The organism is Sphingobium salicis subsp. salicis, from assembly GCF_049472635.1.
In the GTDB taxonomy this organism is placed as follows: Bacteria; Pseudomonadota; Alphaproteobacteria; order Sphingomonadales; family Sphingomonadaceae; genus Sphingobium; species Sphingobium yanoikuyae_A.
The window spans coordinates 4,606,311-4,621,265 of the sequence record NZ_JAYRCS010000001.1 but is presented as its reverse complement, the minus strand read 5'-3'; the positions used below and the strand labels follow the sequence as shown (position 1 = coordinate 4,621,265).

The 14,955-nt window shown below is 65.2% G+C and carries 12 protein-coding genes; 1 reads left to right on the top strand and 11 read right to left on the bottom strand.

The window, feature by feature from the left end; translation table 11 throughout:
* Positions 1-16: 16 nt before the first annotated feature.
* From VHN57_RS22255 to VHN57_RS22240, 4 genes are all read right to left on the bottom strand, one after another.
* Entirely contained in the window at positions 17-931 is a 915-nt protein-coding gene (locus VHN57_RS22255; protein WP_279727386.1) for a hydroxypyruvate isomerase family protein, read from the bottom strand.
* Positions 928-2,220: an MFS transporter gene (locus VHN57_RS22250; RefSeq protein WP_004209522.1), complete on the bottom strand. Its 1,293-nt coding sequence runs from the start codon at positions 2,218-2,220 to the stop codon at positions 928-930. The genes VHN57_RS22255 and VHN57_RS22250 overlap by 4 nt, the downstream gene beginning before the upstream one ends.
* Positions 2,221-2,288: 68 nt before the next feature.
* The gene (locus VHN57_RS22245) at positions 2,289-3,353 is read right to left on the bottom strand and encodes a sugar phosphate isomerase/epimerase family protein (RefSeq protein ID WP_423285546.1); all 1,065 of its coding nucleotides are present in this window, start codon (positions 3,351-3,353) and stop codon (positions 2,289-2,291) included.
* Positions 3,350-3,718, bottom strand: coding sequence for a c-type cytochrome (locus VHN57_RS22240; RefSeq protein ID WP_026109143.1), 369 nt, complete (start codon positions 3,716-3,718; stop codon positions 3,350-3,352). The genes VHN57_RS22245 and VHN57_RS22240 overlap by 4 nt, the downstream gene beginning before the upstream one ends.
* 127 nt (positions 3,719-3,845) lie before the next feature.
* Here VHN57_RS22240 and VHN57_RS22235 point away from each other — a divergent pair, with 127 nt between their 5' ends.
* Positions 3,846-4,982, top strand: coding sequence for a Gfo/Idh/MocA family protein (locus VHN57_RS22235; RefSeq protein ID WP_314716267.1), 1,137 nt, complete (start codon positions 3,846-3,848; stop codon positions 4,980-4,982).
* A gap of 45 nt (positions 4,983-5,027) precedes the next feature.
* On the opposite strand, the gene VHN57_RS22230 is transcribed toward VHN57_RS22235, so the two are convergent.
* The 7 genes from VHN57_RS22230 to mobA form a co-directional block, all read right to left on the bottom strand.
* Positions 5,028-6,173, bottom strand: coding sequence for a glycoside hydrolase family 43 protein (locus VHN57_RS22230; RefSeq protein ID WP_423285544.1), 1,146 nt, complete (start codon positions 6,171-6,173; stop codon positions 5,028-5,030).
* A 77-nt stretch (positions 6,174-6,250) separates the two neighbouring features.
* Complete coding sequence (locus VHN57_RS22225; RefSeq protein WP_423285542.1) at positions 6,251-7,264, bottom strand: cupin-like domain-containing protein; 1,014 nt, start codon at positions 7,262-7,264, stop codon at positions 6,251-6,253.
* Positions 7,261-7,971, bottom strand: coding sequence for a SapC family protein (locus VHN57_RS22220; protein WP_423285540.1), 711 nt, complete (start codon positions 7,969-7,971; stop codon positions 7,261-7,263). The genes VHN57_RS22225 and VHN57_RS22220 overlap by 4 nt, the downstream gene beginning before the upstream one ends.
* 149 nt (positions 7,972-8,120) lie before the next feature.
* Positions 8,121-11,195, bottom strand: coding sequence for a TonB-dependent receptor (locus tag VHN57_RS22215; RefSeq protein ID WP_081331652.1), 3,075 nt, complete (start codon positions 11,193-11,195; stop codon positions 8,121-8,123).
* A gap of 234 nt (positions 11,196-11,429) precedes the next feature.
* Positions 11,430-12,941 (bottom strand): tryptophan halogenase family protein, encoded by a 1,512-nt coding sequence (locus VHN57_RS22210; protein ID WP_423285537.1) that lies wholly within the window; start codon positions 12,939-12,941, stop codon positions 11,430-11,432.
* Between the two features lie 47 nt (positions 12,942-12,988).
* A complete protein-coding gene (locus VHN57_RS22205) occupies positions 12,989-14,290 on the bottom strand; it encodes a cation:proton antiporter (RefSeq protein WP_423285535.1) in 1,302 nt (433 codons plus the stop codon).
* Between the two features lie 125 nt (positions 14,291-14,415).
* Positions 14,416-14,955 carry a molybdenum cofactor guanylyltransferase gene (gene mobA / locus VHN57_RS22200; protein ID WP_423285533.1) on the bottom strand — a complete coding sequence of 180 codons (540 nt, stop codon included), beginning with the start codon at positions 14,953-14,955 and terminating at the stop codon, positions 14,416-14,418.

Genomic DNA, 14,955 nt, shown 5'->3' with positions numbered 1-14,955 from the left:
TCGTCCTCCTCTCATCTTATATCTGGTCGATGGCGCGATAGGCGGCCACCAGCCGGTCCTCGCCCTCGCGTCCGGCCAGCGAATTGCCATGTTCCATGCCGATCACGCCGCCATAGTTGCGGCCCCGCAGCCAGCGGACGATATTGGCGTAGTTGATCTCGCCGGTGCCCGGTTCCTTGCGGCCGGGATTGTCGCCGAACTGGATATAGCCGACCTCCGCCCAGCAGGCCTCCAGCGTCGGGATCAGGTTCCCGGACTGGATCTGCTCATGATAGAGGTCCGCCAATATCTTGACGCCCGGACTGTTGGCGCCGCGCGCCACCGCATAGCCCTGAGCGATCGACTGCATATAGACGCCGGGATGGTTGGTCCGCGTATTGAGCGGCTCCATCACCAGCGTCAGGCCGTGCGGCGCGACGATGTCGCCGGCGCGGCGCATGCAATCGATGATCCGGCCGGTCTGGATATCCTGCGGCACCTTGCGGTCCATGAAGCCGGTGACGACGGTCGCATGTTTCGCGTTGAGGCGCTTGGCGACTTCCACCGATGTGCGGATATCGGCCAGAAAGGCTTCGCGCTCGGCATCGTCATTGCTGCCCAGCAGCGGGCGGAACTCCGCCCATTTGGGCATGCTGGCGACGAACACGCCCATGGTCATGCCGCGCTGCGCCAGCGCCCTGGCCATGGCCTCCTGCTGCTCGACCGGACGTTTGCGTGCCTCATTATCCTCCCAGGCCCGAAAACCCTGGTCGGCGGCATAGGCGATCTGCTCCAGCAATCCGCCCCGGCTGGCAAAGCTGCCTTCATGCGGGGCGTAGCCGAGCGAGAAGCGGGCGGCATTGGAGGATCCCTTGCCGGCCGCAGCGGCGATGGCGGGGGTGGCAGCCGCGGCGACGCCGGCGGCGATCAGGTTTCTGCGCGACAGCTTCATGCCACGGCCTCCGCCCGGCGACCGGCGCGCCGGTCGGACAGCCAGATCAGCCCGAAGACGACCAGCAGGATCAGCGGCACGAAGGCGAGGCGGGCGAAGGATTGCGACGCCGCCGCATCCTCCACCGCACGCAGCGCCGGTCCGGTCAGGCGGGTGAAGGCTTCCGGCCCGCCGGCCAGTTCCACCTTGGCCTGGTCGAACATCTCGCCCAGCCGTGGCAGCACGAAGAAGCTGGCAAGCGCGCCGGCCGAGCCGACCAGCCCCAGCGCCCAGGCGTCACCGCGCGGATAACGTTCGGCCACCGACGCCAGCATCGTCGGCCACATCGCGCATACGCCCAGGCCCCAGACGGTCGAGGCGAGGATGGCGGAGGCAGGCGACTGCGCCTGCGACAGCATGAACAGGCCGATCGCGGCGAGCAGGCTGGACACCCAGAGCAGGCCGGGGTTGGACAGGCGGCCGGCGATCCGCCCGGCAAAATGACGGAACACGAACATCAGCGCGCTGACATAGACCAGCAGCAAAATGCCGCGCATGCCGACCCGGTTGCTGAGCGCGACGTCGAGCCACTGGCCCGGTGCCAGTTCGGACGAGGCGGTCAGGAACATCGCGCCGAACCAGATGAAGAAGCTGGGGCGGCGGACCACTTCCAGCATCATGTCCTTCATCGCCCGGCTGCCGGCGGTGGCGGGCGGCGCGGGGAAGCGGGTGGTGGAGGCAATCAAAACGACGCCGATGGCCGGGATATAGGCCAGCGCCATGATCGCCTGCCAGGGAAGCGCGGAGGCGAGGAACACGCCGGCAAGGCCGCCGACGATCAGCCCGCCGGGATACCAGGCGTGCAGCACGTTGAGGCGATGGGTCGTATCCTCGGGATAGAGGCGGGCGGTCAGCGGATTGATCGACGCTTCGGCAAAGCCCCAGCCGATGCCCGACAGCAGCATGCCCAGCCATACGAGGTGATAGACGGTCATGCCGGTGGCCATGCTGCCCGCCCCCACGATCAGCGTCGTGCCGATCAGGAAGGCGATGCCGCAGCCGATCAGCACGCGGCGGATGCCGATCGTGTCGAGAAAGGCGCTGACGACGAAGACGGTGATGGAAAAGCCCAGGAAGGCCGATCCCAGCGCCGCGCCGATCATCTCGCCGGCCGCGATCGGGGCGATCGGGTCGATCCATTCCGCCTTCAGGCTGCTCGCCACCGCTGCGCGCAGCGATGCGCTCATCGAGGCGGTGAACAGCGCCAGGACGCTCAGCCAGAAAAGTCTGTGCCGGTTAATCGCCGTCATGTCGGCTCCTCTCCCTTTGGTCCCGCCGGCCTTCCGGTCAGGACATGTGTCGATCGTCGGTTGCGGCGTCAGCTGAGCCCCAGCCAGCGCCGGTTGTTGGCGGGATCACCGCCCCCTGCGAAATCGTCGAAGGCCCGTTCGGGCCGGCGGATCATGTGCGCCTCGATGAAGGGGGCGCCTTCGCGTGCGCCATCCTCGGGATGCTTCAGGCAGCATTCCCATTCCAGCACCGCCCAGCCGTCATAGCCATATTGGGTCAGGCGCGAGAATATGCCGGTGAAGTCGACCTGGCCGTCGCCCAGCGAGCGGAAGCGGCCGGGCCGGTCGACCCAGTCGGCATAGCCGCCATAGACACCCGCGCGACCGGTCGGGCTGAACTCCGCATCCTTGACGTGGAACATCCTGATGCGGTCATGATAGATGTCGATGAACTGCAGATAGTCCATCGCCTGCAGCACGAAATGGCTGGGATCATAGAGGATGTTGGCGCGCTTGTGGCCGCCGACCGCATCCAGGAAGCGCTCGAAGGTCAGGCCGTCATGCAGATCCTCGCCCGGATGCAGTTCGTAGCAGAGGTCGATGCCCTGTTCGTCGAACGCGTCCAGGATCGGGCGCCAGCGCTTCCCCAGTTCGGCGAACGCCTCTTCCACCAGACCCGCCGGCCGTTGCGGCCAGGGATAGACGAAGGGCCAGGCGAGCGCGCCGGAGAAGGTCGCATGCGCCTTCAGCCCCAGTCGCCGGCTGGCCACAGCCGCCAGCTTCAGCTGCTCGACCGCCCAGGCCTGCCGTTCGGCCGGCTTGCCGCGCAGTTCGGCCGGCGCGAACGCATCGAATGCCGCGTCATAGGCCGGGTGGACCGCGACCAACTGGCCCTGCAAATGGGTCGACAGTTCCGAAATCTCGACCCCGGCCTCGCGGCAGCGACCGATCAGGTCATCGCAATAATCCTGGCTTTCCGCCGCCAGCTTGAGGTCCATGCAGCGCGGATCATTGCTGGGCACCTGAATGCCCTTGTAGCCCGCCTGCGCCATCCAGCGCGCGGCATTGTCCAGATTGTCGAACGGGGCGGCATCGCCCATGAACTGCGCCAGGAAGATGGCCGGGCCGCGCATCGCGCCCTTCGCCGCCGTCATTTCACGCTCTTGAGATAGGTGATGATCGCGGCGCGCTTGGCCGGATCGGGCGTGGATATGGGCATGCGGCTGCCGGGCACCTTCTTGGTCGGCGCGGCGAGATATTCGTCTAGCGCCTTCTCGTCCCATTTCAGCTTCGACGCCTTGAGCGCAGGGGAATAGTTGAAGCCGGCCAGGGTGCCGGCGGTGCGGCCGACGACGCCGACCAGATTGGGGCCAAGGCCGCTCTTGCCGCCGGGCTGCACGCTGTGGCAGGCGCGGCAGGCGTTGAAGGCCGGCGGCGCCGCTGGTGCGGTCTGCGCCTGGCTCGACATGGCGGGGATCATCACTGCGCCCGTTGCGAGCGCTACCAGGCCGAAGCCCATTACCCTTTGCACCCTCGACTCTCCGTCTTGTCTGTGGCTTTTATTTACCGGTAAACTGTTCCAATATGATCGGAAGATCAAGAGGCAGAATGAACGGTCTGTCGACTAATGGGAAAGAGGGATGAGGATGACAGGAAAAGCGTTGCGTCTGGGCATGGTCGGCGGTGGCGAAGGCGCCTTTATCGGGGCGATCCACCGCGCTGCCGCGGCACTGGATGGTGATTGGCGACTGGTGGCCGGCGCCTTCAGCGGCGACACGGATCGCAACCGGCGCTCGGGCGAGGCACTGGGAATCGACCCGGCGCGCACCTATGATTCGCTCGACGCGCTGCTGGCGGGCGAACAGGCGCTGCCGGCGGACGAGCGGATCGATGCCCTGTCGATCGTGACGCCCAATCATCTCCATGCGCCGATGGCGATCGCCGCGCTCGACGCGGGTTTCCATGTCTTCTGCGAAAAGCCGATGGCGCTCGATCTGGCCGAGGCGCGCCAGATCGCTGCCGCCGCCGAACGCTCGGGCCGGCATTTCGGCCTCGCCTTCACCTATAGCGGCTATCCGCTGGTGGAAGAGGCGCGGGCGCGCGTCGCGCGCGGTGATTTCGGCAAGATCAGGCTGGTGCAGGTCGAATATTCGCAAGGCTGGCTCAGCCAGGCGATCGACCGCGATGGCAACAAGCAGGCCGAATGGCGCACCGATCCCGCCCGTGCGGGCCTGGGCGGCTGCCTGGGCGACATCGGCACCCATGCCTTTCACCTCGCCGAACATGTGTCAGGCCTGCGCGTCAGCGAAATCTGCGCCGATCTCAGCATCCATGTCGAGGGGCGCCGGCTCGACGACGACGTCAATGTGCTGCTGCGGCTCGACAATGGCGCGCGCGGCATCCTCAAGGCGACTCAGGTCGCGGCCGGCGACGAAAATGGCCTGAAGCTGCGCATCCATGGCGAACATGGCGGGCTGGAATGGGCGCAGATGGAGCCCAACACGCTGACCCTGCGCTGGCTGGATCGGCCCGCCGAAGTGCTGCGCGCGGCCGGACCGGGCCTGTTGCCCTCGACCCTGCCGCTGCTGCGCACGCCCAGCGGCCATCCCGAAGGCTATATCGAGGCGTTCGCCAATCTCTACCGCGCCTTCGCCACGCGCATCCGGGGCGGCGAAGCCTGGTTCCCGTCGGTCGGAGACGGCCTGCAAACCATGGGCTTCGTCGAAACCGTCATCGCCAATGCGGCGGGCGACGCCAAATGGACCACGCTGCCCGGCGCATGACATGAAAGGGGAAGCGCGACATGATCGCCGCGCTTCCCTCAATCCTCAGTGCGCGGCGCCCTTCTTGGGCAGCAGCGGATTGATCGTCTGGATGCTGCCATCAGCATTGTAGCGCAGTTCCGTCACCTTGACGTTGCGCAGGCGGGTCTGCCCCGACAACTGGCTGTCGGCATAGAAGAGCCAGGACTTGCCGCCCCATTCGACGATCGAATGGTGGGTGGTCCAGCCTTCGACCGGCTCCAGGATGCGGCCCTTGTAGGTGAAGGGGCCATAAGGGGAATCGCCGACGGCATAGACCAGATAATGGGTGTCGCCGGTCGAATAGCTGAAATAATATTTGCCATCATGCTTGTGCATCCATGACGCCTCGAAGAAGCGGCGGTCATGGTCGCCGCCCAGAAGCGGCTTGCCCTTGTCGTCCAGGATCTGGATCTCGCGCGGGGTCTCGGCAAATTCCAGCATATCGCCGTTCAGCCTGGCGACGCGCGGCGCGATCGCCGGCTTGTCATCCTGCTTCAGGTCGGTCTTCGACCCGTCCGGATCATATTTCCCGCCGATATTGCGCTGCAACTGGCCGCCCCAGATGCCACCGAAATAGATATAGCTCTGCCCGTCGGCGTCGGTGAAGACGGCCGGATCGATCGAATAGCTGCCCTTGATCGGCTGTGGCTGCGCCTTGAACGGTCCCATCGGATCCTTGGACGTGGCGACGCCGATGCGGAAGGCGCCTTCCTTGTCCTTGGCCGGGAAGTAGAGATAATAGGTGCCATTCTTGTAGGCCGCGTCGGGCGCCCACATCTGCTTGTCGGCCCAGGGCACATCCTTCACGTCCAGCGCCACAGGGCCGACCGTCACCGGCCCGCCGATCTTGTCCATCGACAGGACATGATAGTCGCGCATTTCGAAATGGCTGCCCAGGTCATCCTCGGGCGTCGGCCCGTCAATGTCATGGCTGGGATAGACATAGATCTTGCCGTTCCACACATGGGCGGACGGATCGGCGGTGTAGATGTCGCTGACCAGCGGCTGGGACAGATATTCGGACGCATCGCGCTTGCCGCTCGCGGCATTGTCGGCCGCCTGTTCTGTCTTCTGTTCGCCCTTCTGTTCCGGCGCCTGCTGGCAGGCGGCGAGCGCCAGCCCCAGGGCCAGCGGCCATGCGTGCAGGCACGTTCCGCGCTTGATCGTCATATCATCCTCTCCTTGCGATTTGCGCCATTGATAGCGTTATCATAAATCGCGTGCAACGCTCGATTGGCCCCGCCCTTTCAGCGGTTGAGGCGCTGCATCACCATCGCCCGCAGGCGTCGCGCCTCCAGCGGCGTCAGCGGCGCCAACGGCCCTTGCGCATGATCGGGCAGATGGTCGCGCGCATCCTGTGCCGGTCCGAACAGATAATGGTCGAACAGCGCGCGCCAGGCCATGCGCTCGGCATCCGGCCGCTCGCGGATGCTGAGCAGCCCGTGCAGCAGCGTCGCCATCGGCGTGTCGATGAAGTCGGGGACGGCGTCCCACCAATAGTTCATCATGATGTTGAAGCCGTCGCGCGCCTCGACCTGATGCCACCAGAGCGCCGGGTAGAAGAGCGCGTCGCCCGGCTCCAGTTCGGCCACCTCACCGGCTGCCAGGGCCTGTGCAAAGCGCGGATAACGTGCCAGGTCGGGCGCGGCCGGATCGACCATGCTGACCACCTGGCCGCCCGGCGTGGGCGACAGCGGACCAGGATAGAGATTGCCCACCTGATCGGGCGGAAACAAAGTGAAGCGCCGTCGCCCGACCAGGCAACAGGCCAGATTGTGCGAGCTGTCATAATGGGTCGCGGCGACCGTGCGGTTGCCGATCCACAGGCTCACGGTCGGCACCGCCGCACCGAACAGGCCGGGCAGGTCATGGTCGGCGCGCAGGCCGGGAAAATAGCGGTCGACATCGGTCGATCCGATATAGATGGCCGGGCCCTCGCCACTGGCATCCGCCCGGATCCTATCGAGATAATGGGGCAGCGGCGCCTGTCCGCGATCGAAATTGAAGCCGGTCAGTTCATCATTGTAGAAGAAGCGGCCCCCGGCCTCCAGCGCCCCGACATAGCCGGTGACCGGCGCGCCGCCATAATTGGCCAGCAGCCGGTCCATCGCCGCCTGCGCCGATAGCCGCCCGGCAGCGACCAGCGGCCAGCCATCGACCAGTCCACCGATGATGACCGGCCTCTGCGCCGCCATCAGATCGTCGAGCCAGCCAGGCGTCAGGTCGCTGCCGGCAATCCGCCGGGTCTGGTGCAGCGTCACGCCGCCTGCCGCGTCCGCTTGCGCACGATCAGATCCTCGATATTGGCGAGCGAGGCGCGGATCGCATAGGCCAGTTGCAACAGGCCCGCCTGATGCAGCGCCTGCAGGGTCGGGCCATCCAGCGCCTCCAACCGATCGGCATCGATGGTGAAGCGCCCGGCAATGTCATAGCGCTGCGCGTCGTCGATCGCGATCTCCAGCGCGATCGGCGCCAGCAGCCCGGCCTGTTCGAACGCCGCGAACATCGGCGCGCTCAGGCCATGGCCTTCATGTATGGTGCGCAGCGCATCGGCGACATGGTCCAGATAGGGCGCGTTACCGCCATGGGGCAGGAACAGCGCTTCGCCCGCCGCGCCGACGCGTGGATCGTCGAGGTCGACATGGATCACCGGATGATCTTCGCCGTCGCGCTGCTGCATGCCGATCAGGAAAGGGCCACGCCGATGGACGGCGGGCACATAGCGTGCGGTCCAGCCCCCGGCGTCGAGAAACAGATTTTCGTCGCGATCGAAACCCAGCAGCGCGGTGAGCTGCCAGGCACCCTGGCCATCGCGCTGGATCAGGATCGGATATTCCCGCTGGATCGCGTCGATCTCGGTCGGGAAGATCAGCGTCTGGTTGACGGCATCGCCGAAGGCAGCGCCATTGCCCGGTGCGACCCGAAGCGCGGCATGGGTGATGGGATCGAGTATCATCGTGCTGGTCATGGAATATCCGGCGTGCCGCATGAACGGGCGGCCATAGTAGGGCGTCGGCGGCGCAGGAAAAGCCCTTTGCGAGGCCCGCCCCGATGCAGTCCGCCCGACGCAATCGTGAAAGTCGGGGCCGCCCGGCAGGACGGCCCCGGCTCACCCCCTTAGAAGCGGAAGCGACCACCCAGCAAGAAGCGACGGTCCAGCTCCTGCGCATACCACAGGTTGCTCTTGTCGCGGCCATAGGTGCGGATGTCGCTCTCGGTCAGGTTGATCGCCTCGAACGAGACGGCAAACTGTTCCGACACGTCCCAACTGATGTTGAGATCGAGCTGACCGAACGGGCGCACGAACACCGGGTTGCGATCGCCGCCGCCACGATTGGCCGACTGCAGGAACTTGTCGCGCCAGTTATAGGCGAGACGCGCCGACAGGCCGTTCTTGTCATAGATCAGCGTGGCGTTGGCAGTATCCGACAGACCGACCAGTGCGAACTGGTCCTCGCTCGGATCGGCGCCGACATCGATGCCCACGTCACCCCGGACCAGCGTATAGGCCGCCGACACACCGAAACCGGTATTGCCGAAGAAATGCTGGGCCGCGAGTTCGAAGCCCCAGATCTTGCCCTGCCGGTTGTTGATCGGCTGCGTGACCTCGAAATCGTAGAGCGGATCATTAGCGTCCGGCGTCAGGTCGACTTCGGTCAGCACTTGGTCGATGAAGGCCTGGCTGAGCGCCCCGTTCGAATAGTTCGCCTGGAACTGCTGCGACGCGGCATCGATATTGCCCTGCTGCTGCAGCAATGCCGTCATCGTGAACAGGTTGACGTCGCTCGGGTCAGCCCCCAGCCGCTTGAGTTCAGCCAGTGCCGTGCCCGATCGCGATCCCGCCGCGCCCGAACTGACATCGCGCAGCCCGAACAGGTTGCGCGTCGTCTGGCCGGTGCCGACGAAATTCTGCACCCGCTTTTCGAACACGCCCGCCGAGATGTAGCTCGACGGCTTGTAATACCATTCGAACGACAGATCGAGATTGTCGGAAATCAGCGGTGACAGGCGGGCATTGCCGGTCGATCCGGTGGCAAAGCCGCCGAGCGCGATCGGACGCGGCGGGGTGCCGACCGAGCTTGCCACGAACAGATTGCCATAATCGGGCCGGGCAATGGTCTTGCTGAACGAGAAGCGACCGATGAAATTCTTCGCCAGCTCGATCTGGAAGTCCATCGCGGGCAGGAAGTTGTTGTAATTGCCGCTGTCCGAAACCGGCTGGACCTCATCCGACACCACCAGGGTGAAGTCGTTATCCGATACCCAGTTGATCGCCTGTGGCACCGCCACCAGCGATGTCGAACGCACCTTGGTCCGTTCGTAACGTGCGCCGACCACCAGCGATGCCGGACGGCCCGCCAGTTCGCCCTTCCAGGTCAACTGGCCGTAAGCGGACCAGATATCCTCCTTGACCCGGTTATCTTCCTGCTGGGTGATGCCGATGGCGTTGCCGCGCTGGGCATAATAAGGCGACAGCGCATTATAGAGATCGACGGCGCTGCCCTGGAAGGCGGTCAGCGTCGCGCCCTGACCCTTGGCATCGAAATTGTCGAACTTGCAGACCAGGCAATATTCCTGAAGCACACCCGGCGCGACCGATGCGATATCGCCAACATTGCTGATGCCCCAGTCGCCCAGCGTCTGCTGCGTCTGGGTGCGGGTCTGGCGCATCTTGGACGTGCGGTAATTGGCGCCGACGTCGAAGCGGCTGCCGCCATCATCCAGTTCCCAGCCCAGGTCGGCGCGGATCTCGTTGAGCCGCTGGCGCTGCGCCGAGGACACGGTGCGGCCCATCTGCGACCCCAGGTCACCCAGATCCAGCACGCCATTTCCATTGCCGCGCAGGGCATCGTTGATGGTGATCGACTGAACCGGGATGACGCCGCTGAAATCGGCCGACTGCGACGCCACGATCGGCGCGCCCAGGCCCACCAGCGTCGAACTCACGCCATTGGGATTGTCGGGCGAGCTTTGCGCCAGGCCAGTATGGCCGTCGATCGACAGGGTGACGCGGTCGTTGATTTCCCATTTGGCGTTCAGGCCATAATCCTGCAGCCGGTTGCGCACGCCGCGTTCGGCCTGTTCAAACGCCGCGTCCTTAACGCCGGCGATATTCTCCTGCAGATAGCTGGTCGTGGCGACCACCGGATTGCCGTCAAACTCCACCTGGGCGAAGGGCCGGTTGAACCAGTTGCCCTGGCTGGCACGCTGTTCCCGCTGCTTGTTCTGGGCGAACAAAGCGTCGGCGGTGAAGGTCAGCGTCTCGGTCGGACGGAATTGCATGACCGCCGATCCGTTGATGCGCTCGCGCGAACCCTGCGAATAATAATAGCTGCTGTCATTGGGCACCGACACCAGGGTGTTGGGGTCGGTCGGCGCGTTGCTGATCTGGGTATTGGCGTTGACGAAGCCGTTGGCCGGATCGGCGAACTGGCTGTAACGGCGGATGTTCCAGTTGTTGACGGTCGCGCCGCGGGTCGAGAAATTGCGCTTCTGATAGCTGCCGAAGATCGAAACGCCGAACACTTCATTCTCGTCGCGCCAGCTCAGCAGGCCCGATGCTTCTGGCGTGATCTTGGCCGGGTCGCTCAGGCTCTTCTCAACGCTGGTGTCATAGAGCGCCTTGACGCCGATCGTGCCGCTGAAGCCCGCCTCGCGCGCGTCGAGCGGCTTGCGGGTAACGACGTTGATCGACGCGCCGATGCCGCCCGACGGGATCGCCGCGCGACCGGTCTTGTAGACTTCCAGCGTGCTGACGCCTTCCGACGCCAGATTGCCGAAGTCGAAGGAGCGGCTGGTGCCCGACGAATAGTCGGCATTCTGGTCGCCACCGACGGAGGTGACATTGGCCGATGGCAGCGCGCGCCCGTTCAGCGTCACCAGGTTGAAGCCGCCGCCAAAGCCGCGGACCGTGACCTGCGAGCCTTCGCCATTGACGCGGTCGATCGACACGCCGGTGATACGCTGCAGCGATTCCGCCAGATTGGTGTCGGGGAACTTGCCGATATCTTCGGCCGAAATGGCATCGACCACGCCGCTCGAATTGCGCTTGATGTCGATCGCGCGATCAAGGCTGGCGCGCACGCCGGTGACAATAATGTCGGCTTCGGCATTCTGGACGGCGGCGTCCTGCGCCTGCGCTACCGTTGGTGTAACGCTATACGTTAGCGCTATCAGAGACGCGCAACGCATGAATCTGGAATATGGTAAGCCCATTTCAGAATCCTCCCTTTTTTAACAGCTCGCCCACATCGAGCCTTATTGGACGTTCATGCTAGCCTAATGGCCAGCGTTGTCAATTATGATGCTATGATTGGTTAAAGTCCCTAAGGGTTTGATTTACAGATTTATATTTGACTGAAAATAATGGTTTTTTATGTTTTATTGTGCATTGAAAAAAATATTCTACCGATGCGCATTTTTTGACTATATCAATTCTGCAGGACAATAGCGACGCAGGAATTCGCGATGGCTGGGCATCTCCGCCACGACCCCGGCAATGTCCTTGCGCATGCGCGCCAGCTCCTCGCGCAGCTGCGGTTCCGGCATCATCGCCGCGACATGATGATAGCCGCGCGGGTGCATGCCCTGACCCAGCAGCACCGATGACCAGCTGTCGACGCGGAACAGCTCATGCCCCAATTGATAGGCGCGGCCATTTTCCTGCCACAGCGCCAGCCTTTCCTTCAGGCTGTCGGGTATCTCCATCGTCCGGCAATGATCCCAGAAGGGGGAATCGTCACGCTGGGTCACATGATAGTGAAGGATGATGAAGTCGCGGATATTCTCGAATTCCAGCCGTGACTTGCGGTTGAAATGGTCGAGCAGCGCGTCGTCGAACCCGTGGAAGGGGAAATCCTCGATCAATCGCGTCACCGCCGCCATCATCAGGTGGATGCTGGTCGATTCGAGCGGCTCGATGAAGCCGCCGGCCAGTCCCAGGCCAACGCAGTTCTTGTGCCAGGCCCTGGTCCGGGTGCCGGTCTTGAACCGCACCAGCCACGGGTCGACGATCGGTTCCCCCTCAATCTCCGCCAGCAGCCGGGCATGCGCCTCGTCGTCGGACATGAAATCGCTGGCAAAGACGAAGCCGTTGCCGTCGCGATGCTGCAGCGGGATGCGCCAGCGCCAGCCCGCCTCATGCGCGATTGCCGAAGTATAGGGCTGCGCCGGACCGTCGGAGGTGGACTGGACCGCGACCGCGCGGTCGGTGCGGATCCACTGGCCCCAATCCTCGAAGCCGACGCCCAGCGCCTCGCCCAGCAGCAGCGATCGAAAACCGGTGCAATCGATGAACAGGTCGCCCTCGATCCGCGTGCCCGATTCCAGCACCAGCGCCGCGATATGCCCGCTCTCGGGCGCCAGTTCGACATTGCGGATCTTGCCTTCGACCCGCTTCACTCCCGCCGGCTCTGCCAGGCTGCGCAGGAATAGGGCATAGCGCGCGGCGTCGATATGATAGGCATAGCTGGGCGCGACCGAACTGCTGAGCGACATGCGATTGGCCTCGCCCGCCACCCATTCCAGACAATATTCGCCCAGCTCGCCGCCAAAGCCCTGCGCCCTGGCGTGCAGCCAGAAATGGTGGAAATCGGCCATCCAGCTCCATTGCAGCCCGATCGTGCCGAACGGGTGGATATAGCGGTCGCCGACCTGCCCCCAATTCTTGAACTCGATGCCCAGCTTCACCGTCGCCTGCGCCTCGGCCATGAAGCGGTCTTCGCGAATCTTCATCAGTTGGTGGAAGCCGCGGAAGGTCGGCACGGTGGATTCGCCCACGCCGATGGTGCCGATCGCGTCGGATTCGACCAGTATGATGTCGATCAGCGGTCCCAGATGGCGGACCAGCGCGGTCGCCGTCACCCAGCCGGCAGTGCCGCCGCCGGCGACGACAACCCGCTTCACCACCCGGTCGGACGTCGGAAAATCTGCATGCATGTCGGTCAATCCAGCGGAAGGAAAAACAGGATGGGGCGCCGCATCGGTCAGGCAGCACCGGGCGTGGCGACGGCGCGCGCGGTGGGGTCATCGTCCGGCCCGTCGGCAATCGGGCCGCCCAGCCGCTTCCGACGCGCCAGCCGGTCGATCGCCGGAACCGTCATCATCGTCGTCACGATCGTCATCAGCGCCAGCATCGCGAACAGTTCCGGCCCGATGATGCCGCGCTGCAGGCCGATATTGATGACTAGCAATTCCATCAGCCCGCGCGCATTCATCAGCGCGCCGACGGCGAGCGCGGTGACATTGTCCTGCCCGGTCAGCCGCGCCGCCGCCCAGCAGGCGCCCCCCTTGGCCAGGATCGATACCGCCAGGATCGCCAGCGCGACCAGCGCCAGCGACAGGCTGCTGACCATCGTCACCTGCGTATTGAGGCCGGAGACGGTGAAGAAGATCGGCACGAGGAGGCCGATGGTCATCGGCTCCAGCCTGCGGGCCAGCCCCTGCGACAGGATGCCGCGCGGCATCGCCACCCCCAGCAGGAATCCGCCGAACACGGCATGCAGCCCGGCCATGTCCATCGCCCAGGCGCACCCGCCGAACAGCAGCAGCACGACCAGCAGCATGGCCGGCGTAACCCGTCCTTCCCGCTCTGCCCAGCGAGCGAGCGGCGCCAGCAGCCGGCTGCCCAGGAACAGCATGACAATCGCGAACAGCCCGCCGCCGCCCAGCGCCCGGACCGCGATCATCCCGTCCGCGCCGATGCAGGCGAGCAGGATCGCCAGGATAGACCAGGCGATCGCATCGTCGATCGCCCCGGCCGACAGCGCCAGCGCGGCCAGCGGCGTGCCGCCCAGCCTCCGTTCGCGGATGATCCGCGCCAGCACGGGAAAGGCGGTGATGGAAATGGCGACGCCGATGAACAGGGTCGCCTCGAACGGCGTGACCGTCGGCCCGAACAGCCCCATGGCCGACAGCCAGGGCGTCAGCGCCACCGCGCCCAGAAAGGGCACGATGATGCCACACAGCGAAACCGCAACTGCGCTGCCCGCCTGAAGATGGAAATGCGCGCGGCGAAAGCCGAGGCCGACCAGGAACATGTAGAGGCCGATGCCGGCCTGCGCGACAAATTGCAGCAGCGGCCGGGTCTCGATCGGGAAGAGCAGCGCCTGGGCCTGCGGCGCCAGCCAGCCGAGCAGCGAAGGACCAAGCAGGATGCCCGCGATCATGTCGCCGATCACCCGTGGCTGGCGCAGGAACCGGCCGACCAGCCAGCCGGACAGGCGACAGGCGCCAAGAATGACGACCATCTGCACCGCCAACGCCGCGCCGACATGGACCAGATCCATGCACCCCTCCTTGCCCCTGTCCGGTGCATGGGAATCCCCGTTCCCCGCATCCGACGCGCCGGACAATGGCAGGATGGCGCGGGGGGACAAGTGTTTTTCGCACCCCGCCGCAAAAAATGGGAGCGCTACCCCCGATCGCGCCGGATCGCGGCCAGATCATCCGGCCGATTGATATTGGGCAGCACCAGCCCCGGCAGCGTCACGGTGCGCGCATCAATCCGCGCCAGCCAGCCCCGGATCGACCGGTTATTATCCTCCGCCAGATGCGCGTCCAGCTCGGGCGCCAGCGCGGCCGGCCACCAGCCGAGCAGCTGCTGCCCATCGAGGATCGCCGCCCGCTCGCCGATCAGCAGCGCGGGCAGCTCGGCCGGATAGAAGGGCATGTCGCAGCCGCTGGTCAGCACGCCGTCAAAGCCGTGGGCCTGGGCATGATGCAGCGCGGCGTTGAGGCCGCCCAGCGGCCCCATGTCCGGTCCCGGCCGGTCGGGCAGGCTGAGATAGGCTTCCTCGATCCGGCCACAGATCGCGATCGCGGCGACATGGAGAGAGAGCGCGTCGATCGCATGGTCGATCAGCCGCCGCCCGTCGAGCAGCGCCGCCGCCTTGTCGCTGCCGAAGCGGGTCGCGCGTCCGCCCGCCATTATCGCCCCCAACAGCCTGGCCAT